We start from the raw sequence: 23,750 nt of genomic DNA on the forward strand, positions 1-23,750 counted from the left end.
ATTTGGACAATCAAAAGCGAGGCTGGTGTGATGTCGAACATCCGGGGTCGCCGACACGATTCAAAAGACCCGTTTTTTTCAGCGGGGCTGCACCCGCCCGCCCATCGCGGGGCGGGCCTCGGTCCAGAGCAGAGCAGGAGAAGACATGGGCGTTCGCTTTTTGCCAAGGCTTGTGCTGGCTTGCCGCAAGCCCATGCTGGGTGTGGCCTGCTTTCTCGGCGCGCATGGCCTGTGGCTGGCCGCGGTCTTGGGTGCAGGGTCTGCGGCGGCTCAGCCAACGCGGCACGCCGATGACCCGATGTTGCAGGTCAGCCAGGCCATCGCCGGATGCCCGATACCGGCCGTGCCTGTTGAAACACCGGCACAGGCCCGCGATTCGGCTCATTGGCGTGCCGAACGCGGCACCAGTTGCTACCGTTCTGGCCGCTGTCGACTGCCCAATGCCTACCTTTACGACGCCGAGATCATTCCCAGGGTGCGCCAGTTCATTCAGCAAGATGATCGGTTTTGGGGGACCAGCCTCTGGGTTCTGGGCCAGCGCCGCTGGGTGTTTGTGTTCGGTTGTGTGAGTTCAGAGGCGCAGGGCAGGGCGTTGGAGCAGGCCATCCAGGGCATTGACGATGTGGAGGCCGTTGTCGGCCAATGGCGGGTTGGGGCAGGCGCGCCAGTACCCTATCCGGTGGCTGGGCCGTCACCCTGATGCGCCTTGCCCTGCAGAGCACTGGGCGGTCGGCCCTCGCCTCGACCGAGTGCCGGATCGAGGCCCGCCGTGACGCCATCAAGGGCTGCCGCCTGGAGACCTGTGGTGCCCCTCAAGCGATTGCCTGGGGAAATGCTGTTGTCATGTGCGGGCCCTAGGCTCCAGGATCGACCGTTTCGTCGAAATGCCCTTGTGTCATTTTCGTGCCATTGCCATGTCCCCCTACCTGAACCCCGGCCTTCCATGCCAGCCAAGAAACTCCTGATCATGAGCGTGTCGGCCGGCATGGGCCATGTGCGGGCCGCGGAGGCCATCCGGGCCTGTGCGCTGCAGCATGCCGAGGTGGCCGAAGTGGTGCACCTGGACGCGATGGACTTTGTGACGGCGGGCTTTCGCAAGGTCTACACCGATTTCTACGTCAAGCTGGTCGACAAGGCGCCCACGCTGTGGGGCTACCTGTACAACCACACCCATGAGGCCAAGGCCGACAGCTCCCTGGAGCGCCTGCGCCGCGCCCTGGAGCGCATGAATGCGCGGGCCTTGCGCCGTCAGATCCGGGCCCTTCAGCCCGACGCCATCATTTGCACCCACTTTCTGCCGGCCGAGATGCTGGCGCGCCAGATCCACCTGGGTGAGCTTGCCTGCCCGGTGTGGGTGCAGGTGACCGATTTCGATTTGCACCGCCTGTGGGTGCATGAAGGCATGGCGGGTTACTTTGCCGCCAATGACGAAGTGGCTTTTCGCATGCAGGCCCAGGGCATTTTGGCGCGCAACATCGAGGTGACGGGCATCCCCATCATGCCGGCCTTTGGGCAGCCGCTCAGTCGTGCCGCGTGTGCGGCAGAGTTTGGGCTGGACCCCAGCCAGCCCACCTTGCTGCTGATGGGCGGTGGGGCCGGCGTGGGCAGCCTGGAGACCATTGCCCAGCGACTGATGCGCCTGGAGCAGCGCTTTCAGCTGGTGGTGCTGGCCGGCCGCAATCTGCAGGCCCTGGCCAGCCTGCAGGGCCTGGCCCAGCAACACCCGGGTCGACTTTTTCCGCAAGGTTTCACCGGCGTGGTCGAGCGCTTGATGGCCTGCGCGGATCTGGTGATCACCAAACCCGGTGGCTTGACCACCTCCGAGTGCATGGCCATGGGTTTGCCGATGATCGTCAATTCGCCGATTCCGGGCCAGGAGGAGCGCAATGCCGACTACCTGCTGGAGCAGGGCGTGGCGCTCAAGGCCTTCGATGGGGTGACGCTGGAATACCGTGTGCGGCGCCTGCTCGATCAACCGTCGCTGCTGGCCGCCATGCGCGAGCGCAGTCGCGCGTTGGGCCGCCCCGACGCGGCGCAGCGGGTGCTGGCCAGGGTGCTGTCGTGAGCGCGCAGCCCAGCCTGCAGGGGCAGGCCACCGAGCGGCCCTGGCTCACCATCGCCTGGGTGGCCGTGCTGGCCTTCTTTTTTGCCCAGGTCGAGATCCAGATCGAAGGCGGGGCAGGCTGGGCGGCGGCCTTGCCCACCTGGCGCATCGAGCAGCATTGGCTGCTCGACATCTTCTGGGGCGGTCGGGCCATGACGGGCTACCACGCCTGGATCTTCTCCTTCATGGTGCTGATGTTCCATTTTCCGCTGGCCTTTGTGCAGACCTGGTCATGGCGTCTTCAGGCCCGGGCGCTGGCCTGCATCATGCAGTTCTGGGTGATGGAAGATTTTCTGTGGTTTGTGTTCAACCCCGATTTCGGGCTGGCCCGCTTCGATCCGCAGAACGTGCCCTGGCAAAAGCACTGGTGGGGGTGGGCCCCGACCGACTACTGGACCTTCTCGGCCGTGGCCATTGTGTTGTTCTGGCTCTCGTTCAAGGCCATCGGTGCACCAAAAGCGCTGCCTGTCACACCACTGCCTTGAAAACAGGCAGTGCAAGTCAAGTCAAATCAATGACTTGCGTTTGCTTTCAAGCCCAAGGGCACGGCTTGTCCACAGCTTTGTCCAGTGCTCGCGGGGAAAACCCTGTCTTTGTCATCGATGGTCTGGGTCGTCTCAGCCCTTGTTCTGCTTGACCAGGGCCATGGCTGAACCGATCAGGCTGGCCAGTTCACCCATGTGGCTGGGCACGATCAGCGTGGTGGTGGCGTCGGTGGCCACTCGGCTGTAGGCGTCCACGGCCCGTTCGGCCACCTTCAGCTGCACGGCCTGTTCACCGCCGGGCTGGCGGATGGCGGTGGCAATGCGTTCGATGGCTTGCGCGGTGGCGTCGGCCACCGCCGTGATGGAGGCGGCCTCGCCCTGGGCCTTGTTGATGGCGGCCTGTTTTTCGCCCTCCGAGCGCGCAATGAAGGCCTCGCGTTCGCCGGTGGCGATGTTGATCTGCTCTTGCCGGCGGCCTTCCGAGGCGGCGATCAGGGCCCGCTTTTCGCGTTCGGCCGTGATCTGGGCCTGCATGGCGTGCAGGATCTCCTTGGGCGGAGTCAGGTCCTTGATCTCGTAGCGCAGCACCTTCACCCCCCAGTTCAGGGCGGCCTCATCAATGGCGGCGACCACCTGGGCATTGATGATGTTGCGCTCCTCAAAGGTCTTGTCGAGCTCCAGCTTGCCGATCACGCTGCGCAGTGAGGTCTGGGCCAGTTGCGTGACCGCCATGATGTAGTTTGATGAGCCGTAGCTGGCCCGCATCGGGTCGGTGACCTGAAAGTACAGGATGCCATCGACCTGCAGCTGGGTGTTGTCGCGGGTGATGCAGATCTGGCTGGGCACATCGAGCGGAATCTCTTTGAGGCTGTGGCGGTAGGCCACGTTGTCCACGAAGGGGATCAGCAGCTTGGGGCCGGGCGTGAGGGTGCTGTGGTAGCGCCCCAGGCGCTCAACCACCCAGGCGTGCTGCTGGGGCACGATCTTGATGGAGCGGGCGATGAAGATGGCCACGATGACGGCGATGACGAGGGCGAATTCCATGGGGTTCCCTGGGCTGGTGGAGGAGGGCTGAAGTGGAACGGGAGGGAGCGTTTCAGATGGGGGCAACGATCAGTCGGCTGCCCAGCACTTCGACGATGCGCTGCGGCCCGGGGCGGGCGCTTTGGCCAGCCTGCAATTGCACGGCCCATTGTGCGCCGCGGTATTGGGTGGTGGCGCTGCCGTCGGCCTGCCAGTGCGCCACCTGCACGGTCTGGCCCAGGTCCAGGTTCACGTCGGGGTTCTGGCTGGCGGGGCGGTCCTTGGGGTGCTGGCGGCGCCACAGGTGCCAGGCGAGCATCAACGCGCCCGCCACGGCCGAAGCCAGCAGCAACTGGCTGGTGGTGCCGGCACCCAGCCAGGCGGCCAAGGCGCCGGTGGCCAGTCCGGCGGCCAGCAGCAGGAGGTAGAGCGTGCCCGTCAACAGCTCGGCAACGACGGCCGCTCCGGCCAGAATCCACCACAGGGTGATCGGGGTCATGATTTCTTCTCCCAGGCCAGCCATGATGATGTCTTGCTGACACCACATTCTGGGTGAAAAACAGGGGGTGTCAAAAGGGCGCCCCCAATATTCCTTACACTTCGCGCCTGTTTCCGTGATCCACGCCCTTTTTAGCCCCACTCCCGCTTCCGGAGGTCTGCATGAAATTTCGCTTCCCCATTGTCATCATCGATGAGGACTTCCGCTCTGAAAACACCTCGGGCCTGGGCATCCGTGCGCTGGCACAGGCGATCGAGTCTGAAGGGTTCGAGGTGCTGGGGGTGACCAGCTATGGGGACCTGAGCCAGTTCGCCCAGCAGCAAAGCCGGGCCAGCGCGTTCATCCTGTCGATCGACGATGAAGAGTTCACGCCGGGCCCCGACCTGGACCCGGCCGTCGTCAATTTGCGCAGCTTCATCGATGAGGTGCGGCGCAAGAACCTGGATGTGCCGATCTACATCTATGGTGAAACCAAGACCTCACGCCACCTGCCCAACGACATCCTGCGTGAGTTGCATGGCTTCATCCACATGTTCGAGGACACCCCCGAATTCGTGGCGCGCCACATCATCCGCGAGGCCAAGAGCTACCTGGAAGGCGTGCAGCCGCCGTTTTTCAAGGCCCTGCTCGACTATGCCGAAGATGGCTCCTACTCCTGGCACTGCCCGGGGCATTCGGGTGGCGTGGCCTTCCTGAAAAGCCCGGTGGGCCAGATGTTCCACCAGTTCTTTGGCGAGAACATGCTGCGCGCCGACGTGTGCAATGCGGTGGAAGAATTGGGCCAGTTGCTGGACCACAACGGCGCCATCGGCGAGAGCGAGCGCAATGCGGCCCGCATCTTCAATGCCGACCACTGCTTCTTTGTCACCAACGGCACCAGCACCAGCAACAAGATGGTGTGGCACCACACCGTGGCGCCCGGCGACGTGGTGGTGGTGGACCGCAACTGCCACAAATCCATCCTGCACTCGATCATCATGACCGGGGCCATCCCCGTGTTCCTGAAGCCGACGCGCAACCACTTCGGCATCATTGGCCCGATCCCGCAAAGCGAGTTCACCCACGAGTCCATCCAGGCCAAGATCAAGGCCAACCCCTTGCTCAAGGGGGTGGATGCCAAAAAGGTCAAGCCGCGCATCCTGACCATCACCCAGTCGACCTACGACGGCGTGCTGTACAACACCGAGACCATCAAGGGCATGCTCGACGGCTATGTCGAGAACCTGCACTTTGACGAAGCCTGGCTGCCGCACGCGGCCTTCCATCCCTTCTACGGCCCCTACCACGCCATGGGCAAGAAGCGCGCGCGCCCGAAGGAGAGCGTGGTGTACGCCACCCAGTCCATCCACAAGCTGCTGGCCGGCATCAGCCAGGCCAGCCATGTGCTGGTGCAGGATTCGCAGAACACCAAGCTGGACCGCCACCTGTTCAACGAGGCCTACCTGATGCACACCAGCACCAGCCCTCAGTACAGCATCATCGCCAGCTGCGATGTGGCCGCCGCCATGATGGAGCCGCCCGGCGGCACCGCGCTGGTGGAAGAAAGCATTGCCGAGGCACTCGATTTCCGCCGCGCCATGCGCAAGGTGGACGATGAGTACGGCAAGGACTGGTGGTTCAAGGTCTGGGGCCCCGACAAGCTGGTGGACGACGGCATCGGCCGCGCCACCGACTGGATCATCAAGGCCGACGCCAAGTCCACCAAGTGGCACGGCTTCGGCAAGCTGGCCGACGGCTTCAACATGCTCGACCCCATCAAGTCGACCATCGTCACCCCCGGCCTGGATCTGAACGGCAAGTTCGCCAAGACCGGCATCCCGGCCAGCATCGTCACCAAGTTCCTGGCCGAGCACGGGGTGATCGTCGAGAAGACGGGCCTGTACAGCTTCTTCATCATGTTCACCATCGGCATCACCAAGGGCCGCTGGAATTCGCTGCTGACCGCGCTGCAGCAGTTCAAGGACGACTACGAGAAGAACCAGCCGATGTGGCGCATCCTGCCCGAGTTCTGCCAAAAGAACCGCCGCTACGAGCGCATGGGTCTGCGTGACCTGTGCCAGCACGTGCACGAGCTGTACGCCAAGTACGACATCGCGCGCCTGACCACCGAGATGTACCTCAGCGACCTGACCCCGGCCATGAAGCCGTCGGACGCCTATGCCTACATCGCCCAGCGCAAGACCGAGCGCGTGGAGATCGACCACCTCGAAGGCCGCATCACCACCAGCCTGGTCACACCTTACCCGCCGGGCATCCCCTTGTTGATCCCGGGCGAAGTGTTCAACAAGAAGATCGTCGACTACCTCAAGTTCTCGCGCGAGTTCAACGCTCAGTGCCCGGGCTTCGAGACCGACATCCACGGCCTGGTCGAGGAAGAAGACGCAGACGGTCACATGCGTTACTTTGCCGATTGCGTCAAACAAGGCGCTTGAGACCGGTCCGCTGAGCCGCAGGCCTGCGGCACATGAACCAAGGCCCCGCCCTCCAAACAGGAGGCGGGGCCTTTTTGCGAGCCGGAGCCCCGCGCGTCAAAGGTCGATGTCGGGGATGACCCGCAAAAAGCTGGCAAAGCGTGGCATGCCACCGGGGTGCAGGCCTTGGTAGCGGAAGCTGACCCAGCTGCCCACGGGCGGTGGCGCGCGGCGATGGGCCTCGGACAGGCCGCTGCCCAACCGCAGGCGATGCCCGTCGGTGGTCTGCACCAGCAAGGCCCCGGCCAGGCCCTGCCACTGGCCCTTGCCGGGCAGGATCTGCACCACGCGGGCCTCGGCGTCCAGAAAGGGCTTGAACTTCAGCAGGTCGTTGGAGCGCCCTGATCGGTAGAGGTTGCTGGCGCGGTGCAGCATCAGCCCCTCGCCACCGGCGGTCACCACCTCGTCCAGCCAGGATTGCAGGTCGGCCGTCGATGTCACGGGGTGCTGGGGCAGGGCCTGCAGGCCCGTGGGGGCCGGTGCGTGCGATGCGCTCAGCGCCGCCTGCAGCAAGGCCAGGCGACCCTCCGGGCCGCCAAAGGGCCGCACCGGGTCGGGGGTGTCAAACACCATCAGGCGCAGGCCGGTCCAGGCTTCGCTGCCGGCACCCTCACGTACCGCGGCCACGGCGCGCAGAAACTGGCCCCGGCCGGCCCACAGCTCGCCATCCAGAGGCAGTGCGGGCCAGCCTGCGGTGAAGTCGGCCGGTGGCGTGATCCGGTGGCCGCTGCGGGTCCAGAGTTGTTGGCCGTCCCAGCGCGCCCTCACACCGTCGAGTTTTTCGCTCACCAGAAAACCGTCCACCGACTGGCCAGCCTGGTAGCGGCCCGCCTTCATGAGGGGCCCGGGGGCGGGTTGAGGGCTCAGGGCCCGGGCATGTGGCGCCATCGAACCCAGGGCCGCGAGTGCCAGCAAAGTTTGGCGCCGTGCTGGATGGCGCGAAGCCGTGGAGGCACCTTGGGGGCGCGAGATGGGAGAGGCAGAGGGCATGGCAGCGTCCGGTGCGAAGGGATCAAGGTCGATCGGCACCGCACCGGTGCCGTCAGGCACGGGCGCGGTGGGCTTCTGCCCGGGCGCGGCAGGGCGGCGCTGGGGCCGCCTGAGATTGTGGTGCTCAGCCAGCCACGGCGGGCTCGGCAATGCCGCCGACCACCTGGCTGAAACCACCGTCCACATAGGTGATTTCAGCGCTCACGCCGGCGGCCAGATCGCTCAGCAAGAAGGCGGCCACGTTGCCCACGTCGTCGATGGTCACGTTGCGGCGGATCGGCGAGTTTTCGGCCACCACCGACAGGATCTTGCCAAAGCCCTTGATGCCGCTTGCGGCCAGGGTCTTGATCGGTCCGGCCGAGATGCCGTTGGCACGCAGGCCCCGGTTCTGGCTGCCCAGCGACTCGGCCAGGTAGCGCACCGAGGCTTCGAGGCTGGCCTTGGCCAGGCCCATGGTGTTGTAGTTGGGCACCGTGCGCAGGGCACCCAGGTAGCTCAGGGTCAGCACCGACGACTTGTCGTTCAGGTAGGGCAGGGCCGCCTTGGCCATGGCCGGGAAGCTGTAGGCGCTGATGTCGTGCGCGATGCGGAAGGCCTCACGGCTCAGACCATCGAGAAAGTCGCCGGCGATCGCCTCGCGCGGGGCAAAGCCGATGGCGTGCACAAAACCGTCAAACTTCGGCCAGTGGGTGGACAGGTCGGCAAACAGCTTCTCGATCTGGGCGTCGTCGGCCACATCGCAGTCAAACACCAGGTTTGAGCCGAAATCGGCGGCAAATTCGGTGATGCGGTCCTTGAAGCGCTCGCCCACATAGCTGAACGCCAGCTCGGCGCCCTGCGCATGGCAGGCCTTGGCAATGCCGTAGGCAATCGAGCGGTTGGACAGAACGCCGGTGATCAGCAGTTTCTTGCCGGTGAGAAATCCCATTCTTGTTCTCCTGGTCAGGGCCCCAAAGGCCTGGTTGTGCGGACCTGTGGCCCGCCATCGCGTCGAGGGGCGTCATCATAGACGATGCGTCAGGATACAAAAGCTATACTGGCCCGCGACCCAACCTCTGCGTCTTATCGATGCCTCTCATGCTGGACGATGCCGTTTTTTCACGCGTGCTCACCGAATCGGTGGCGCGACAGATGTTGGGCTCGGTGCTGCGTGCCCGTCCGGCTTTCGAGCCTGGGCCCGAGTCTGAGCTTGAAGTGACCGAAATACGCGCCGCCTCCACACAGGGCCGGCTGAAGCAATTCAGCGTTTTCTTTCTGCGTCGCCACGAGGTGCCTCTGCCGCAGCGCACCTATGTTCTGCAGCACCCGCAGTTGGGCGACCATGCCTTGCTGCTGACCGCCATCGGCCGGACGCCTCTGGGTGTCCAATACGAGGCCTGCATCAGCCACGATGTCGACGCATGAGCTGGATTGAGCGCTGGCCCGATGGGCGCGACGGTGGCTGGGCCTGGCGCCCCGAACAGGACACTGATGAGGCCTTCCTGCGGCAACTGTACCGCTCCGTGAGAGAGCCTGAGCTTGCCCTGACGTCCTGGCCCGAGGCCATGCGCGAGGCGTTCTGCCACTCCCAATTCGATTTGCAGCGGCGCCACTACCGTGCGCATTACCCTGAAGGCCATTGGGGTGTGATTGTCTGGCAGGGGCGGGATGTGGGCAGGCTGTACCTGGACCTGGCCCCTGCTCGCTGGGGTCTGATGGACATCGCCCTGTTGCCCGAATGGCGTGGCCAGGGCCTGGGCACGCGGATCCTGGATTGGTGGCTGGATCAAGCCGATCAGGCCGGTATGGGCTGCGGCTTGTATGTCGAGCAGCAAAACCCGGCCCGTCGTCTGTACGAGCGGCGAGGCTTTGTCACCGTCGATGAGCAGGGTGTGTACACCCGAATGAGCCGCCCGGCCGCCCGCGCCGCGCTCAACCCCGGTTGAAGACCGCTTCAACCACCCGCCCTTGAGCATCGTTGGGGCTCACGAACATCAGGCCGGTCGGGCCTGCGGCGGTACTGAATCGCCAGGTGCCCTGTGACAGGGTGGCGCCGGCCTGGGGTGCAAACAGCAGGCTGAAACTCAGATCCGCGTGGTGGGTACCCGGCAGGGCCTCCACCTTCTCAAGGCGGGCCTGCACGCCGGGGCCACCGGACTCTGACTCGAAGACAAACACCTTGCCCCTGCAGGACTCGAAGTCGCTGCGTCGCAGGGTGCCGTTGCTGCGGGGCCAGACTGGGGCTGCTGCCAGGCCGCCCGAGGCCAGCGCCATCACCGGCGCACCGGTCGCAGTTTGCAGAAACGTACGGCGGGAGCTGGGGGAAGACGAGGTGTTCATGGGCATCTCAACAGGCAATTGCGTCCGAATGTAACCATCTGGACGTTATATTGTGTTTTGTGTAAATATTTTGTTTCTGGAGTCTAAGCTCCACGCGCTGGCTTTCTGCATCTGGCGCGTCACAAAATGTCAATTCAAACGGGAGGCTGTTGCCCATGAGCAATCCATATGTCGGTGAGATACGCATGTTCGCTGGCAGTTTTGCCCCTGTGGGTTGGGCTTTTTGTGACGGGGCCATCGTTCCAATTTCCGAGAACGAGACCTTGTTCAATCTGATCGGCACCACTTACGGCGGTGACGGCCAGCAGACATTTGGACTGCCCGATCTGCGCGGGCGGGTACCCATCCACCAAGGAACACTCCAAGGCCAGAGTTTCGTCATTGGGCAAGTGGCCGGCACCGAGACCGAGACGCTGAGCATTCAGCAGATCCCTTCTCACAGCCATCCGGTGGCAGTGTCTGGAACTCCGGGCTATTCGGCTTCGCCGGCCAATGCCGTTTTGGCACGCGACCGCGACCTTCAGGCATTCAACAACGGCACCCCCTCAGGATCTGCCCTGCGTGTGGACAGCGTTGGTGCAGATGGTGGCGGTCAACCGCACGACAACCTGCCGCCCTATTTGTGCATCAATTTCATCATCTCCCTGTTTGGGATCTTTCCCAGTCAGATCTGATCAGTCGTTTTCTCGGGGTCTTGCAATGTCCGATCCGTTCATGTGCGAAGTCAAGCTGGTTGCCTTCAACTTTCCTCCCAAAGGCTGGGCCTTGTGCAATGGCCAGTTGTTGCCGATCAACCAGAACCAGGCCGCTTTTTCATTGCTGGGAACGACTTATGGCGGCGATGGACGAGTGAACTTTGGCCTGCCCGATCTCCAGGGGCGCAGTCCCGTACACATGGGCAACGGCTACACCCTGGGGCAGCGTGGTGGTGAGATGTTGCATACCGTCACCTCGGGCGAGATGCCCACGCACACGCATGCGTTGATGGCCTCCACCTCGACAGGTCGTCAGGCCTCGCCGGTGGGCAATGCCCTGGCGGCCGCCCGCGGCCGCTATGCAGACAGCGGGGACACCGTGCTCAATTCGGCCACGCTTGCCAACGTGGGCGGCAGCCAACCCCACAACAACATGGCACCGTATCTGGTGCTGGCGGCGGTGATCGCGCTGCAAGGTATTTTTCCTTCCCAAAACTGAGGCACTCACCCCATGTCCAACCCATTCGTGGCTGAGATCCGCATCGTCGGGTTCAATTTCGCCCCAACAGGCTGGGCCTTTTGCAACGGGCAGATCCTGCCACTGTCTCAGAACACCGCGCTTTTCTCTCTGCTGGGCACCACCTATGGTGGCAACGGGATGAGCAACTTCGCGCTGCCCGATCTGCAAGCCCGCATGCCGATGCACCCGGGGCAGGGCCCGGGCCTGTCTCAGCACGATCTCGGCGAGGCCGGTGGCTCGGAGTCTGTGACCTTGTTGGATTCCCAGATGCCCGTCCATCGCCACACGGTGCAAAGCGCCGCTGGCAGCGTCACCGACAAGCCGACCGGTGCGGCATTGGGCAGCGCCTCGAACCTGCCCTATGTGAACGCCGCGCCCGATGCCACGATGGCGGCGTCTGCCCTGTCGCCGGTTGGTGGCAACAGTCCACACAACAACATGCCGCCCTATCTGACGATGAATTTCATCATCGCGCTCCAAGGCGTTTTCCCCCAGCGCCCCTGAGTCCACCCAGCGAAAACCTGTCACCATGAAAATTCTCGTTACCGCGGCATCGGCGGCCATCGTGCTTTTTTCGCAAGCCGGGGCGCATGCTGCGGCCGAGGCTCCGCTGGTCCAGCGCAGCGTGAGCGCCGCGCGCGAGGGGCGTTTCATTGACGCCGGATCGGGGCAGGGCTTTGTGGCGGTGGCGCCTGGGCGTCGGCTCGATTTTGGTGCGGCAGGGGTATCGCTGCAGCTTCCGGGCGAGACCGGCAAGTCGGCCACCGCGGCCGGCCTGCGCGGCGCCAGCACCGGCCTCAGCTACCGTTTTGAAGCCGGAGCAGGTGTGGCCCCTGAGGGCAGCGGGATGTCACCCACGCTCTACCACTGGCTGGTCGGGCCACGCAGCGAATGGCAGACGGGTTTGCGCAGCTACGACTCGGTGGCTTACCGGCAGGTCTGGCCGGGTGTGGACGCGATTTTTGCTGGCGACCGGGCCGGCTTCAAATACCGCTTTGAGCTGGCCAGTGGTGCGGATCCGGCCAGCGTCCGCATGTTGGTGGAGGGCGTGGACGCGGCCGAGTTGCGTGCTGACGGCAGCCTGTGGTGGCGCCAGGGAGGGCACAGCCTGGTCGATGCCGCGCCGGTGTCGTACCAGTCATCGGGTGGGCAGCAGCGCACTGTGGCCACGCGCTACCGGCTGGAGGATCTGGGCGGTGGGCGCTGGCGCGTGAGTTTTGTGCTCGGGGCCTATGACAGTGCCTTGCCGCTGGTGATCGACCCGGCCTGGGTCGGCTATTCGGGCCTGATCGGCGGCAGCGCGCAAGACCAGGTGCATGCGGTCACGATGGACACGGATGGCAACACCTATGCCTGCGGTGTCACGCGTTCGGGCGGACTGCCCAAGGCCACCAATACGTACGGCGGCAATGACGACGCATTTCTGGTCAAGTTCGACAATGCCGGCACGGCCCAATCGGTGACTTACTTTGGTGGCTCGGGCGATGAGGTCTGCACGGGTCTGGCGGTGGACGATGCCAAACGCATCTACCTGACCGGGGGCACCGATTCGAGCAATTTCCCGATCCAGGGCAGCGATTCGAACAATCGTTTCCGCCGCGCCCTGGCCGGTGGGCGTGATGCCTTCGTGATGCGGTTGCCGGCTGGTGCCAGCAGCATCGATTACAGCGGTTTCATCGGTGGCAGCGAAAACGATCAGGCCAACGGGATTGCCGTCGATGCCAGTTACCGCGCCTATGTGACGGGATACAGCCAGTGCACGGCCACGCCCGGTGCAGGCTGTGTCACCGCTGGAACGGCCTTTCCCAGCCTGCTGGGCCCGGTGCTGAGTCAATATGGTGGCGCCAGCGGTGCCCAGGGCTATGACGCCTTCGTCGCCGCCGTGGCGGCGGACGGCAGCGGCCTGGTGTATGCCGGTTTTCTCGGCGGTGACGGCGATACCGACATGGGCAATGCCATCGTGGCCATGTCGAATGGCACGGTCTTTGTGGCCGGGCAGACCAACTCGCAGAGCGCCAGCCTGCCGACCTTGTCGGCCCTGCAAAGCAGCACCAACAGTCGAAGCCTCGACAGCAGCGACGGCTTTGTGGCCCGGCTGGCATCGACCGGGGCGCCGGTCTTCTTCTCGCTGCTGACTGGCCAGCCTTCGCAGACCGGCGAATCCGGTGCCGACCGTGCCCTTGCCGTGGCTCTGGACGGGCAGGGCGGGGTGGTGGTGGGGGGCGAAACCGATTCGAGCGGCTTTCCGCAGCGCACGGGCGGTTCGAGCAGCAGCGTTGGGCCATTGGTGTCCTCACGCGGAGGCATGGATGGATTTGTCCTGCGCCTGGACGGCAGTGGCACGGCGATCACCAGTGTCTCCTATGTGGGGGCCAGCGGCTATGACGCGGTGCAGGCCGTGGCCTCGGACGGGAGCGCGTTTTACTTCACGGGCCCCAGCAGCGCGGGCAGCAATTTCAACTTTGTCGATGACAAAGGCCTGAGCCAGGTCGCGCTGGGGGCCCAGGACGTGATGTTGGGCAAGGTGCTTTACAGCGCACCGTCGGCCTGGAAGTACGCCGGCCTGCTGGGCGGCACCGGCATCGACGAGGCGCGTTCGCTGGTGGCGGCCACCTCGATCGACGGGCCGGTGCTGCGCCTGGGGGGCACGACCTCCGGCAGCAGCCTGCCCGGCGGTGCGGCCACGGCCTCCAGCAGCGACCTTTCGGCGCTGGCCAGTTACAGCGGTGCCTCGGGCATGGTGCTGCGCATCGATCCCTTCGGCCCGCCGGCCAGTCTGATCAAGAGCGGTGACAACCAGGCGACGGCGATCCAGAGTGCCTTTGCCACGGCCCTGAAGGTCCAGGTGCTCGATGCCAGCAGCCAGCCGTTGCGCAACGTGGTGGTCACCTTCACGGTGCCGGCCACCGGGGCCTCAGCCGGGCTCACGCCCTCCAGTGCCGTCAGCACCGATGGCAATGGCTACGCCACGGTCAATGCGACCGCCAATGGCACGGTGGGCAGCTACAACGTGCAGGCGGCCGCTGGCGGCTTGTCGACCAGCTTCAGCCTGAGCAACCTCAAGGGCGCGCAGGCCGCGCTGGTGCCCAGTCTGACCCCGTCCACGCTGGCCTATGGCGGCACTGGCACGTTGGGCAGCACAGGGGGATCCGGCAGCGGGGCCGTGACCTTTGTGGTCACCACCGGCACCACTTATTGCTCGATCAGCGGCAGCACCCTGACGGCCACCGAGGTCGGTGGCTGCACCGTGACCGCCACCAAGGCGGGCGACTCCAACTACAACGCGGCCAGTGCCACGCTGGACCTGAGCATCGGCACGGCCGACCAGAGTGGTTTTTCAGTCAGTGCCTCGCCCGCCAGCATAGCCTTCAATTCAAGCGCCTCGCTGAGCAGCAGCGGGGGGACGGGCACGGGCGCCGTGAGCTTCGCGATCACCAGTGGCGACAGCTTCTGCTCACTTGCGGGCAGCACCCTGACCGGGATCGCCGTCGGCACGTGCACCGTGACCGCCACCAAGGCCGGCGACAGCCATTACAAGCTTGCCCAGTCGACGGTTGACGTCAGCGTCACCCAGGCGTCGCAGTCGGGCTTAAGCGTGAGTGCCAGCCCGGCGGCGCTCAGCTATGGCGGCAGCGCCACGTTGTCCAGCAGTGGGGGGGCAGGCAGCGGCGCCGTGAGCTATGCGATCACCGCCGGTGGCGCCTATTGCAGCCTCAACGGGGCCGAACTGACGGCCATCGGTGTCGGGACCTGCACTGTCACTGCCACCAAGGCCAGTGATGCCAGCTATCTGCCGGCCTCCGCCACGGTTGACGTGGTGGTCTCGAAGGCCGCACAGAGTGCCCTGAGTGTCAGCGCCAACCCCGCGGCGCTGGGCTTTGGCGGCAGCAGCACGCTGTCTACCAGCGGGGGGGCCGGCAGTGGCTCCGTCACTTATGCGGTGACAAGCGGCGGCACTTTCTGCTCGGTCTCGGGCAGCACCTTGAATGCCATCGGCGTGGGCACTTGCACGGTCACCGCCACCAAGGCCGCCGATGCGAGCTACGAAGCCGCCAGCGCTGCCGTCGATGTGGTGGTCAGCGCAGGCCCCCAGAGTGCGTTGAGCCTGAGCATCAACCCCAGCAGCCTTGTGCTTCAGGGCACGGCCACGCTGAGCACCAGCGGCGGCTCGGGCAGCGGTGCCGTGAGCTTCGTGGTCAGCAGCGGCAGCAGTTACTGTTCGGTCAGTGGCAGTACCGTGACCGGCACTGGCGTGGGCACCTGCACGGTGACGGCCACCAAGGCCGGGGACGCGCAGTACCAGGCCCGCCAGGCCACCCTGGACATCACGGTGGGCAAGATGGCGCAGGCCGCCCTGACCTTGACGGCCACGCCGAGCAGCCTGGTCTACGGGGGCACGGCCAGCCTGGCCATCACGGGGGGCAGCGGCAGTGGTGCGGTCTCCTACGCCGTCACGGCCGGCGCCAGTGTTTGCTCGATCAGTGGCAATACGCTCAGCGCGACCGGCGTGGGAACCTGCACGGTGACCGCCACCAAGGCCGGGGATGCCACCTACAACCAGGCCGACGTGACGCTGGACGTGGGGGTGGCCGCGGCAGCCCAGGCCAGCCTGGTCGTCAGTGCCACGCCAGCGTCGCTGGCTTACGGGGCCACGGCCAGCCTGAGCAGCAGCGGTGGTTCGGGCAATGGCGCCGTCAGCTACGCCATCACGGCCGGCAACAGCTATTGCAGTGTCAACCAGACGACCTTGAGCGCCATCGGGGTTGGCACCTGCACGGTGACGGCCACCAAGGCGGCATCGGGTCCATATCTGGCGACCACCGCCACCGTCGACGTGGTGGTTGGGCGTGCCGCCCAGGCCAGCCTGTCGGTACAACTTGCACCGGCCACCCTGGTGCTCAACGGATCGGTGACGCTCAGTGCGGCAGGCGGATCGGGGACCGGTGCTGCCAGTTTCACACTCGACGCCGGCCAGGCCTTCTGCACGCTGTCCGGCAGCACGCTGAGCGCCCAGGCCGTCGGCGATTGCACCGTCGGCGTCAGCAAGGCCGGTGATGCACAGTATCTGCCGGCCACCGCCAGCCTGGTCATCGGTGTGGGCAAGGCCAGCCAGAGCATCAGCTTTGCAGCACTGACCGACCGCGTGCTGGGGACGCCTGATTTCACGCTGGGTGCCAGTGCGAGTTCGGGCCTGGCGGTGAGCTACGTCAGCCTCACCCCGGGTCTGTGCCAGGTCAATGGCAGCAGCGTGCATCTTTCCGCCACAGGCTTGTGCACCCTCAGTGCGCGTCAAGCGGGTGACGCAAGTCACCTTGCCGCTGCGCCGGTGGATCAGAGCTTCACCATCACGCTGCCGGCGGGCACCAGCACCAGCCTGGGCGGCCTGCCTGGGGGCGGGAGTGTGTCCTTGAGCGGTGGCTGGGTGTTCGCACCGTCGGGCAGTGGCAACGGGGCGACGGCCGGTTTTATTCCTCTGACTGGACATCCGAAGTCACCCAGCGTGGCACCGCCGCCTGGCCTCACGTTTCCGTACGGACTGTTTGATTTTGTCGTGATGAACGGAGCCCCCGGGGCCACTGTGGTCCTGACCTTCGACCTGCCGGCCGCTGCACCAGCGAACGCACAGTACTGGAAGTTCGGCCCGACGGCGTCCAACACGTCGCCGCACTGGTATCAGTTCAACGGCGTGCAGTTCAGCGGCAGGACCGTCACCCTGACGATTGTGGACGGCGGAGTCGGCGATGATGACCTGACGGCCAATGGCTCGATCAGCGATGGCGGTGGCATCGTGGTGCCCGATCCCTCGGCCTTGGCCAATTCGGTCCCGGCCCTGAACCCAGCGGCTCTGGCCGCGCTGGCCCTGATGCTGCTGATGGTCTTCGCCTGGGGCCGACGCCGCCCGCGCGGCTGAGCCCGTGACCCCGGTGCTGCCGGGGCGCGGTGGTCGGATGCCTGCTGTCGGGCCGGAGCCTGCAGGCTGCCGCTACACTCAGTCGCAATGACGTCTTTGCGAAATATCCATGCCTGCCTGTTGGGGGCGCTGCTGGCGGTCGGACCCGTGCTCGGCACCGCGGCCCCGGCCTACGCCCTGTGGGGGCAGCCCAAGTACCCGGCGGGTTTCGCGCATTTCGACTACGTCAACCCGCAGGTGCCCAAGGGCGGCGAATTGCGCCTGGTCAGCAACAGCCGCGCCTCGACCTTCGACAAGTACAACCCCTTCACGCTCAAGGGGTCGGCCCCGGCCTACCTCAGCGGGCTGATGTTCGACACCTTGCTCACCGGTGCGATGGACGAGGTGGGCTCGGGCTATGGCTTGCTGGCCGAGGATGTGACGGTGGCCCCCGATGGGCTGAGCGCCACTTTCCGGCTGCGGCCCGAGGCCCGCTTTCACAACGGCGACCCGGTGCTGGCCCGTGATGTGAAGTACAGCTACGACATGCTGATGGGACCGGACACCTCGCCCGCCTACAAGACCACACTCGAAGATGTGGCGGGCCTGGAGGTGCTGGACGAGCGCACCGTGCGCTACCGCTTCAAAAAGCCCAATCGCGAGCTGCCCCTGACCGTGGGCGGCTTGCCCGTGTTCAGCCACCAATGGGGGGCTGGCAAGCGCTTCAGTGAGGTGGTGACCGAGGTCCCCATCGGCAGCGGCCCCTACCGCATCGGCCCGGTGCGCTTCGGCAAAGACATCACCTATGTGCGCGACCCCCAATACTGGGCGCGCGATCTCAACGTCAAGCGTGGCAGCGACAACTTTGACCGCATCACGGTCAAGATCTACAAGGACAACACGGCCAAGCTGGAGGCCTTGAAGGCGGGCGAGTTCGACCTGATGCGTTTCTATTCGGCGGGCGACTGGGCGCGCCGCGTCAATGGCAAGCGATTCGATTCCGGCGAGCTGGTCAAGCGTGAGTTCAAGCACCAGTTGCCCTCGGGTTTCCAGAGCTTTTTCCTCAACACCCGGCGCAAGCCGCTGGACGACCTCCGGGTGCGTCAGGCCCTGGGGCTGGCGCTCGATTTCGAATGGATGAACCGGCAACTGTTCTATGGCAGCTACCAGCGCGTGACGGGTTTGTTCGGCAACACGGCCTGCGCCGCTTCCGGCAGCCCCGGCCCCGATGAGCTGGCCCTGCTGGAGCCCTGGCGTGGCCAGGTGCCCGAGGCCGTGTTCGGCCCCATGGCCCAGCCGCCGCGCACCGATGGCGATCAGTCGCTGCGGGGCAACCTGCGCCGGGCCCAGGCGCTGCTGGCCGAGGCCGGTTGGCACTACCGCGATGGCGCCTTGCGCAATGCGCAGGGCGAGCCCCTGGTGCTGGAGTACCTGGACAGCAGCGAAGGCAAGATGGCCACTTTTGCCTCGTGGGGGCGCAATCTCGAGAAGCTGGGCATCAAGCTCAATTTCCGCTCGGTCGACTTTGCGCTGTACCTGCAGCGCATCCAGAAGTTCGATTTCGACCTGATCACCCTGGCCGTGCCCGGCACCCACACGCCGGGCCAGGAGTACGCCGACCTGTTTGGCAGCAAGGCCGCCGACACCGAGGATTCGGGCAACATGGCGGGCGTCAAGAGCCCGGCAGTGGATGCCCTCATCGCCCGCATGACGGCGGCCAAGACCGAGGCCGCGTTGCATTCGGCCTGCCGTGCGCTGGATCGGGTCATCATGCACGGCCACTACCTGATTCCGCAGTACACCGCCGTCACCCACCGGCTGGTGTTTGATGCCTGGCGCTTGCAGGGGCCCGCCACCATGCCCCCCTACGCCCCGGGCGAAGAGTGGGTGATCGACACCTGGTGGGCCCGGCCCGCGCCGGCCCGACAGCCCTGATCCCGCCCTGACCTCAAGCCCTGACCCCAGTCACCCACCGGCCCACCCATGCTTGCCTACATCGTCAAACGCCTGCTGCTGATGGTGCCCACCTTGTTCGGGGTGCTGCTGCTGACCTTCGCCGTGATCCAGTTCGTGCCCGGTGGGCCGGTGGAGCAGTATCTGGCCGAAGCCAAGGCCGGTGCCCAGCGCGGGGCCGAGGGCGGCGGCAGCTACCGCGGAAGCCAGGGTGTGGACCCGAAACGGCTGGAGCAGATCAAGGCCTTGTATGGCTTTGACAAGCCGCCAGCCGAGCGCTTCGTGCAGATGCTGGGCCAGTTTGCGCGCTTTGACCTGGGCAAGAGCTTTTTTCAGAACAAGGATGTGTGGCAGCTGATCCTCGACAAACTGCCGGTGTCGGCCAGCCTGGGCCTGTGGACCTTTTTCATCAGCTACGGTGTGGCCGTGCCGCTGGGGGTGGCGAAGGCGGTGCGGTCAGGCTCGCGCTTCGATCTGGTCACCACCTTGCTGATTTTGGTGGGCTATGCGATTCCGGGCTTTGTGCTCGGGGTGGCGCTGCTGGTGATCTTTGGCGGGCAGTTGCAGTGGTTCCCGCTGCGTGGGCTGACCTCCAGCAACTGGTCTGACCTGGCCTGGCCGGCGCGCATCACCGATTACCTGTGGCACATCGCGCTGCCGGTCACGGCCATGGTGCTGGGCAGCTTTGCCGTCACCGCCATGCTGACCAAGAACGCCTTTCTCGAAGAAATCGGCAAGCAGTACGTGATCACCGCCCGTGCCAAGGGCCTGAGCGAACGTCAGGTGCTGTGGAAGCATGTGTTCCGCAATGCGCTGATCCCCATCATCACCGGTTTTCCGGCGGCCTTTGTGGGTGCCTTCTTCACCGGCTCGCTGTTGATCGAGACCCTGTTCTCACTCGACGGGCTGGGGCTGCTGAGCTACGAGAGTGTGATCCGGCGCGACTACCCGGTGGTGCTGGGCACGCTGTACCTGTTCACGCTGATCGGCCTGGTGACCAAGCTGATCTCCGACCTGTCTTATGTTTGGGTGGACCCCCGTGTCAAATTCGACTGAAGCCCCCCTTTCGTTGCCTGAATCCTTGCCCCCCGTGCCGGCCAGCCTCAGCCCCTCCCGCCGTGCCTGGCTGCGCTTCAAGCGCAACCGGCTGGGCTACTGGAGTCTGGTGTTGTTCGTGGCCCTGGTGTTGATGAGCCTGGGCGCCGAGCTGATGTCGAACGACCGACCGCTGCTGGTGCGCTACGCCGGGCAAACCTATTTCCCGATGTGGAACGATTACCCCGAAAAGGTGTTTGGCGGTGATTTTGAAACCCCCACCGACTACCTCGACCCTTTCATCCGTCAGCAATTGGCGCAGCCCGGCAATTGGGCGGTGTTTGCGCCCAACCCCTATGGCCCCAAAACCCTGAATTACTTCGCCAAAGAGCCCAACCCCTCCGGCCCCAGCCGAGACAACTGGCTGGGCACTGACGACCGGGGGCGTGACCTGCTGGCCCAACTGATCTATGGCTTTCGTGTCAGCGTGCTGTTTGCCCTGGCACTCACCGTGTCGGGGGTGTTGCTGGGGGTGTTGACGGGCGCCGTGCAAGGGTATTTCGGTGGGCGCACCGACCTGGCCTTTCAGCGCTTCATCGAAATCTGGGGCTCCATGCCTGAGCTGTACCTGCTGATCATCTTCAGCGCGGTGTTTGCGCCCAGTGTGGCCCTGCTGCTGGTGCTGCTCAGCCTGTTCGGCTGGATGGGCCTGTCCGACTATGTGCGCGCCGAGTTTTTGCGCAACCGGCAGCTCGACTACGTGAAGGCTGCCCGTGCCCTGGGGGTGTCCAACACCCAGATCATCTGGCGCCACATCCTGCCCAACAGCCTGACCCCGGTGGTCACCTTTTTGCCCTTTCGCATGAGCGCAGCCATCCTGGCGCTCACCTCGCTTGATTTTCTGGGCCTGGGGGTGCCACCGGGCACGCCCTCGCTGGGTGAATTGCTGAGCCAGGGCAAAGGCAACATCGATGCGTGGTGGATCTCGCTGTCCACGTTTGGCGTGCTGGTGATCACCCTGCTGCTGCTCACTTTCATGGGCGATGCGCTGCGCGATGCCCTCGACCCCCGTCAGGCGGAGGCCCAGGCATGAACACCCCCACCACCGATGCACCGCTGTTGCAGGTGCAGGATCTGCGCATCGCGTTTGACGACAAGGAAGTGGTGCATGGCATCAGCTTCAACTTGGCTGCGGGCGAAAAACTGGCCCTGGTGGGCGAATCGGGCTCGGGCAAGTCGGTCACGGCGCTGAGCTTGCTGCGCCTGGCGGCGCATGCCCGCTGTCGGGGTTGTGTGCTGCTGCGCGACACCGCGACCGGCGCCCCCATGCGTGACCTGCTGAGCCTGCCAGAGCGTGAGTTGCAAGGCCTGCGGGGAGACGACATCGCCATGATCTTCCAAGAGCCCATGACCGCCCTCAACCCGCTGTTCACGGTGGGCGAGCAGATTGTGGAGGTGCTGCAACTCAAGAAGGGGCTGAACCGCCAGCAGGCCTGGCCCCTGGCGGTTAAAGCCCTGGCAGACACCGGCATTCCCGAGCCGGAACGGCGCGCCCGCAGCTACCCCCATCAGTTGTCGGGCGGCCAGCGCCAGCGCGCCATGATTGCCATGGCCTTGGCCACCGAGCCGCGCCTGCTGCTGGCCGATGAGCCCACCACGGCCCTGGATGTGACCTTGCGTGCACAGATCCTGGATCTGCTGTCCGATCTGCAACGGCGCACCGGCATGGCCGTGCTGTTGATCACCCATGATCTGCAGATGGTGCGCCGTTTTGCCGACCGTGTGGCGGTGATGGAAAACGGCGTGCTGGTGGAGCAGGGCGCCGTCGCTGAGGTGTTTGCCAGGCCCCGCCATGCCTACACCCGCAAGTTGCTCGACAGCCTGCCGCGGCGCGACGTGATCGAGGTCGATCCCGCCGACCCTGTTCCGGCCGCGGTGCTGCAGGCTGAGGGCCTGCGCGTGGTCTACCCCGTGGCCTTGCCAGGTTGGCGGGGCTGGTGGGGGCGCGGCGAGTTTGTGGCGGTGCAAGGTGCCAGTTTCAGCCTGCCCCAGGGGCGCACCCTGGGGGTGGTGGGCGAGTCGGGTTCGGGCAAGTCCACCCTGGCACAGGCGGTGTTGGGCTTGCTGCCCAGCCAGGGCACGCTGCGCTTTGGTGCGCAGGGCTGGCAAGGCCTGGGCACCCGCAACACGCCGGCCCACCGGGCCTTGCGGCGCCAGGTGCAGGTGGTGTTTCAAGACCCGTTTTCGTCCTTGTCGCCCCGGCTCACGGTGGAGGAGATCGTGGGCGAGGGGCTGCTGGTGCACGAACCCGGGCTGAGTGGGGCCCAGCGGCGCGCCCGAGTCGCCCAGGCCCTGGCCGAGGTGGGGCTGGGCGAGGCGCAGTTTCCGGGCCTGCTGGCCCGCTACCCGCATGAATTCTCGGGCGGCCAGCGTCAACGCCTGGCCATTGCCCGGGCCTTGATCGTGGGCCCGAGCCTGTTGGTGCTGGACGAACCTACCAGCGCGCTCGATGTCAGCATCCAGAAGCAGGTGCTGCAGTTGCTGCAGCAGCTTCAGCGCGAACGCGGCCTGAGTTTCCTGCTGATCACCCACGACATCGCCGTGATCCGCGCCATGGCGCACGAGGTGCTGGTGATGAAAGATGGCCAGGTGGTCGAATCCGGCACGGTGGCCCAGGTGCTGGAGCAGCCGCAAAGCGACTACACCCGCACCCTGGTGCAGGCCGCGCTGGATTGAGGGCCGCTTGGATCCTGCCCAGGCGCTGTCGCACTGCCACGCAGGTGACTCAGACCGCGCCGGCTGGGGCGCCACCTTGCGCTAGCATGCCTCACCCCCCATGAAAACCCAAAGGAGACTCCCATGTTCAACCACGTGATGCTGGGCACCAGCGACATCGAGCGGTCCAAACGTTTTTACGACGCCGTGCTGGGCGTTCTGGGCGCGGGCGAGCCCGCGCGCAACGTGAACGCCACCGGCCAGGTGCGGCTGTTCTATCGGCACGATGGCAACACCTTCGGCCTCAGCGAACCCATCGATGGCCAGGCCGCCACCGTGGCCAACGGCTTCACCCTGGGCTTCAAATGCAATTCACCCGAGCAGCTGAAGCAGTTCCACGACACCGCGGTGGCCCATGGCGGCATCTCCATCGAAGACCCACCGGGTCTGCGCGAAGGCAAGATGGGCTCGATGTACCTGGCCTATGTGCGCGACCCGGATGGTCACAAGCTCTGCGCCCTGTACCGTCCCAAGTAAGTTGCTGGCCGCGGGTCGGGCCGTCAGTCAGGTGCTGGCGGCAGCGCCTGGCGCACCAGCACACATTCGCGGATGTGCTGTTCGCCCAGGGCACGCACCGCTGCATAGCCCATGGCAGCCGACAGGGCTTGGCCGGCAAGCGGCACGTAGCGGGCGGCCTGGCCGGCGGTCAGGCGCAGGCCAGCCTTGGCCGCCAAGGTCAGCAGCAACTCGGCGCTGAGAAAACGCCCGATCAGCAGCGAGCCCACCACTGCGACGGCTTTCTGCACCTGTTCGCGCCGATCTGGTGACAAGCGGTCCAGTTGCACCCCGGACAGGCCAAATTCATGGCTGATCTGGGGGATCAGGCGCGACAGCAGGGCCGCGTCCACAGCGAAATCCAGGCCCGGTACGGGCAGGGCGGCGGCAGCCGCCGCCCACAATGCGCGCTTTTTCAGCAGGCGCCGGCTGTTCAGCACGGCGCGTTGCAGGTCGGCTTGGCCGTGGGTCAGGGCCAGGGTCTTGTCGGGCATGG

General features: G+C 65.4%; 21 protein-coding genes. 15 read left to right on the plus strand and 6 right to left on the minus strand.

What is annotated here, in order from left to right; genetic code table 11:
- Positions 1-145 precede the first annotated feature (145 nt).
- The 3 genes from AC07PT_RS05505 (at position 146) to AC07PT_RS05515 (ending at position 2,589) form a co-directional block, all read left to right on the plus strand.
- Entirely contained in the window at positions 146-700 is a 555-nt protein-coding gene (locus AC07PT_RS05505) for a BON domain-containing protein (protein ID WP_492345430.1), read from the plus strand.
- 243 nt (positions 701-943) lie between these two features.
- Positions 944-2,065, plus strand: coding sequence for an MGDG synthase family glycosyltransferase (locus AC07PT_RS05510; RefSeq protein WP_494656054.1), 1,122 nt, complete (start codon positions 944-946; stop codon positions 2,063-2,065).
- The gene (locus AC07PT_RS05515) at positions 2,062-2,589 is read left to right on the plus strand and encodes a hypothetical protein (protein ID WP_494656055.1); all 528 of its coding nucleotides are present in this window, start codon (positions 2,062-2,064) and stop codon (positions 2,587-2,589) included. The genes AC07PT_RS05510 and AC07PT_RS05515 overlap by 4 nt, the downstream gene beginning before the upstream one ends.
- A 132-nt stretch (positions 2,590-2,721) precedes the next feature.
- On the opposite strand, the gene AC07PT_RS05520 is transcribed toward AC07PT_RS05515, so the two are convergent.
- Both AC07PT_RS05520 and AC07PT_RS05525 read right to left on the minus strand, forming a co-directional pair.
- Positions 2,722-3,633: an SPFH domain-containing protein gene (locus AC07PT_RS05520; RefSeq protein ID WP_019576615.1), complete on the minus strand. Its 912-nt coding sequence runs from the start codon at positions 3,631-3,633 to the stop codon at positions 2,722-2,724.
- A 52-nt stretch (positions 3,634-3,685) separates the two neighbouring features.
- Positions 3,686-4,111, minus strand: coding sequence for an NfeD family protein (locus tag AC07PT_RS05525; RefSeq protein ID WP_494656056.1), 426 nt, complete (start codon positions 4,109-4,111; stop codon positions 3,686-3,688).
- Between the two features lie 161 nt (positions 4,112-4,272).
- On the opposite strand from AC07PT_RS05525, the gene AC07PT_RS05530 reads away from it, so the two are divergent.
- Positions 4,273-6,543: an Orn/Lys/Arg family decarboxylase gene (locus AC07PT_RS05530; RefSeq protein ID WP_492345434.1), complete on the plus strand. Its 2,271-nt coding sequence runs from the start codon at positions 4,273-4,275 to the stop codon at positions 6,541-6,543.
- 96 nt (positions 6,544-6,639) lie between these two features.
- Here the strand turns inward: AC07PT_RS05530 and AC07PT_RS05535 are convergent, their stop codons facing one another.
- Together AC07PT_RS05535 and fabI are read right to left on the minus strand one after the other, a co-directional pair.
- On the minus strand, positions 6,640-7,572 hold the full coding sequence (locus AC07PT_RS05535; protein ID WP_494656057.1) for a DNA ligase: 933 nt from the start codon (positions 7,570-7,572) through the stop codon (positions 6,640-6,642).
- 124 nt (positions 7,573-7,696) lie between these two features.
- Positions 7,697-8,500, minus strand: a complete 804-nt coding sequence (gene fabI / locus AC07PT_RS05540) for an enoyl-ACP reductase FabI (RefSeq protein ID WP_492345436.1) — start codon at positions 8,498-8,500, stop codon at positions 7,697-7,699.
- 149 nt (positions 8,501-8,649) lie between these two features.
- Between fabI and AC07PT_RS05545 the strand changes: the two genes are divergently transcribed.
- Together AC07PT_RS05545 and AC07PT_RS05550 are read left to right on the plus strand one after the other, a co-directional pair.
- Entirely contained in the window at positions 8,650-8,976 is a 327-nt protein-coding gene (locus AC07PT_RS05545; protein WP_494656058.1) for a DUF6916 family protein, read from the plus strand.
- Positions 8,973-9,497, plus strand: a complete 525-nt coding sequence (locus AC07PT_RS05550) for a GNAT family N-acetyltransferase (RefSeq protein ID WP_494656059.1) — start codon at positions 8,973-8,975, stop codon at positions 9,495-9,497. Before AC07PT_RS05545 ends, AC07PT_RS05550 begins: the two co-directional genes overlap by 4 nt.
- Here the strand turns inward: AC07PT_RS05550 and AC07PT_RS05555 are convergent.
- Entirely contained in the window at positions 9,484-9,891 is a 408-nt protein-coding gene (locus tag AC07PT_RS05555; protein WP_494656060.1) for a DUF6916 family protein, read from the minus strand. The two genes, AC07PT_RS05550 and AC07PT_RS05555, sit on opposite strands and share 14 nt — an antisense overlap.
- 155 nt (positions 9,892-10,046) lie before the next feature.
- Here AC07PT_RS05555 and AC07PT_RS05560 point away from each other — a divergent pair, with 155 nt between their 5' ends.
- The 9 genes from AC07PT_RS05560 (at position 10,047) to AC07PT_RS05600 (ending at position 23,236) form a co-directional block, all read left to right on the plus strand.
- Positions 10,047-10,565: a phage tail protein gene (locus AC07PT_RS05560; protein WP_494656061.1), complete on the plus strand. Its 519-nt coding sequence runs from the start codon at positions 10,047-10,049 to the stop codon at positions 10,563-10,565.
- A 25-nt stretch (positions 10,566-10,590) separates the two neighbouring features.
- Positions 10,591-11,085 (plus strand): phage tail protein, encoded by a 495-nt coding sequence (locus tag AC07PT_RS05565; protein WP_494656062.1) that lies wholly within the window; start codon positions 10,591-10,593, stop codon positions 11,083-11,085.
- A 12-nt stretch (positions 11,086-11,097) separates the two neighbouring features.
- On the plus strand, positions 11,098-11,610 hold the full coding sequence (locus tag AC07PT_RS05570) for a phage tail protein (protein ID WP_494656063.1): 513 nt from the start codon (positions 11,098-11,100) through the stop codon (positions 11,608-11,610).
- A gap of 25 nt (positions 11,611-11,635) precedes the next feature.
- Positions 11,636-17,017: a beta strand repeat-containing protein gene (locus AC07PT_RS05575; protein ID WP_494656064.1), complete on the plus strand. Its 5,382-nt coding sequence runs from the start codon at positions 11,636-11,638 to the stop codon at positions 17,015-17,017.
- Positions 17,018-17,104: 87 nt separating this feature from the next.
- Complete coding sequence (locus tag AC07PT_RS05580; protein ID WP_494656065.1) at positions 17,105-18,931, plus strand: extracellular solute-binding protein; 1,827 nt, start codon at positions 17,105-17,107, stop codon at positions 18,929-18,931.
- A 48-nt stretch (positions 18,932-18,979) separates the two neighbouring features.
- On the plus strand, positions 18,980-20,005 hold the full coding sequence (locus AC07PT_RS05585) for a microcin C ABC transporter permease YejB (RefSeq protein WP_494656066.1): 1,026 nt from the start codon (positions 18,980-18,982) through the stop codon (positions 20,003-20,005).
- Positions 19,971-21,077: an ABC transporter permease gene (locus AC07PT_RS05590; RefSeq protein ID WP_494656067.1), complete on the plus strand. Its 1,107-nt coding sequence runs from the start codon at positions 19,971-19,973 to the stop codon at positions 21,075-21,077. The genes AC07PT_RS05585 and AC07PT_RS05590 overlap by 35 nt, the downstream gene beginning before the upstream one ends.
- Positions 21,074-22,720, plus strand: a complete 1,647-nt coding sequence (locus AC07PT_RS05595; protein WP_494656068.1) for an ABC transporter ATP-binding protein — start codon at positions 21,074-21,076, stop codon at positions 22,718-22,720. Before AC07PT_RS05590 ends, AC07PT_RS05595 begins: the two co-directional genes overlap by 4 nt.
- 123 nt (positions 22,721-22,843) lie before the next feature.
- On the plus strand, positions 22,844-23,236 hold the full coding sequence (locus AC07PT_RS05600) for a VOC family protein (protein WP_492345441.1): 393 nt from the start codon (positions 22,844-22,846) through the stop codon (positions 23,234-23,236).
- Between the two features lie 23 nt (positions 23,237-23,259).
- Here the strand turns inward: AC07PT_RS05600 and AC07PT_RS05605 are convergent, their stop codons facing one another.
- Positions 23,260-23,748, minus strand: a complete 489-nt coding sequence (locus AC07PT_RS05605; protein ID WP_492345442.1) for a hypothetical protein — start codon at positions 23,746-23,748, stop codon at positions 23,260-23,262.
- Between the last annotated feature and the right edge of the window lie 2 nt (positions 23,749-23,750).

The sequence above is a fragment of the Curvibacter sp. GW821-FHT09D12 genome (assembly GCF_059416245.1).

Coding starts and splice junctions, on each gene's coding strand:
- AC07PT_RS05520 (WP_019576615.1), bottom strand. CDS start 3,633: ATGGAATTCGCCCTCGTCATCGCCGTCATCGTGGCCATCTTCATCGCC.
- AC07PT_RS05545 (WP_494656058.1), top strand. CDS start 8,650: ATGCTGGACGATGCCGTTTTTTCACGCGTGCTCACCGAATCGGTGGCG.
- AC07PT_RS05525 (WP_494656056.1), bottom strand. CDS start 4,111: ATGACCCCGATCACCCTGTGGTGGATTCTGGCCGGAGCGGCCGTCGTT.
- AC07PT_RS05595 (WP_494656068.1), top strand. CDS start 21,074: ATGAACACCCCCACCACCGATGCACCGCTGTTGCAGGTGCAGGATCTG.
- AC07PT_RS05570 (WP_494656063.1), top strand. CDS start 11,098: ATGTCCAACCCATTCGTGGCTGAGATCCGCATCGTCGGGTTCAATTTC.
- AC07PT_RS05550 (WP_494656059.1), top strand. CDS start 8,973: ATGAGCTGGATTGAGCGCTGGCCCGATGGGCGCGACGGTGGCTGGGCC.
- AC07PT_RS05505 (WP_492345430.1), top strand. CDS start 146: ATGGGCGTTCGCTTTTTGCCAAGGCTTGTGCTGGCTTGCCGCAAGCCC.
- AC07PT_RS05580 (WP_494656065.1), top strand. CDS start 17,105: ATGACGTCTTTGCGAAATATCCATGCCTGCCTGTTGGGGGCGCTGCTG.
- AC07PT_RS05600 (WP_492345441.1), top strand. CDS start 22,844: ATGTTCAACCACGTGATGCTGGGCACCAGCGACATCGAGCGGTCCAAA.
- AC07PT_RS05530 (WP_492345434.1), top strand. CDS start 4,273: ATGAAATTTCGCTTCCCCATTGTCATCATCGATGAGGACTTCCGCTCT.
- fabI (WP_492345436.1), bottom strand. CDS start 8,500: ATGGGATTTCTCACCGGCAAGAAACTGCTGATCACCGGCGTTCTGTCC.
- AC07PT_RS05535 (WP_494656057.1), bottom strand. CDS start 7,572: ATGCCCTCTGCCTCTCCCATCTCGCGCCCCCAAGGTGCCTCCACGGCT.
- AC07PT_RS05585 (WP_494656066.1), top strand. CDS start 18,980: ATGCTTGCCTACATCGTCAAACGCCTGCTGCTGATGGTGCCCACCTTG.
- AC07PT_RS05590 (WP_494656067.1), top strand. CDS start 19,971: ATGTTTGGGTGGACCCCCGTGTCAAATTCGACTGAAGCCCCCCTTTCG.
- AC07PT_RS05605 (WP_492345442.1), bottom strand. CDS start 23,748: ATGCCCGACAAGACCCTGGCCCTGACCCACGGCCAAGCCGACCTGCAA.
- AC07PT_RS05560 (WP_494656061.1), top strand. CDS start 10,047: ATGAGCAATCCATATGTCGGTGAGATACGCATGTTCGCTGGCAGTTTT.
- AC07PT_RS05575 (WP_494656064.1), top strand. CDS start 11,636: ATGAAAATTCTCGTTACCGCGGCATCGGCGGCCATCGTGCTTTTTTCG.
- AC07PT_RS05555 (WP_494656060.1), bottom strand. CDS start 9,891: ATGAACACCTCGTCTTCCCCCAGCTCCCGCCGTACGTTTCTGCAAACT.
- AC07PT_RS05565 (WP_494656062.1), top strand. CDS start 10,591: ATGTCCGATCCGTTCATGTGCGAAGTCAAGCTGGTTGCCTTCAACTTT.
- AC07PT_RS05510 (WP_494656054.1), top strand. CDS start 944: ATGCCAGCCAAGAAACTCCTGATCATGAGCGTGTCGGCCGGCATGGGC.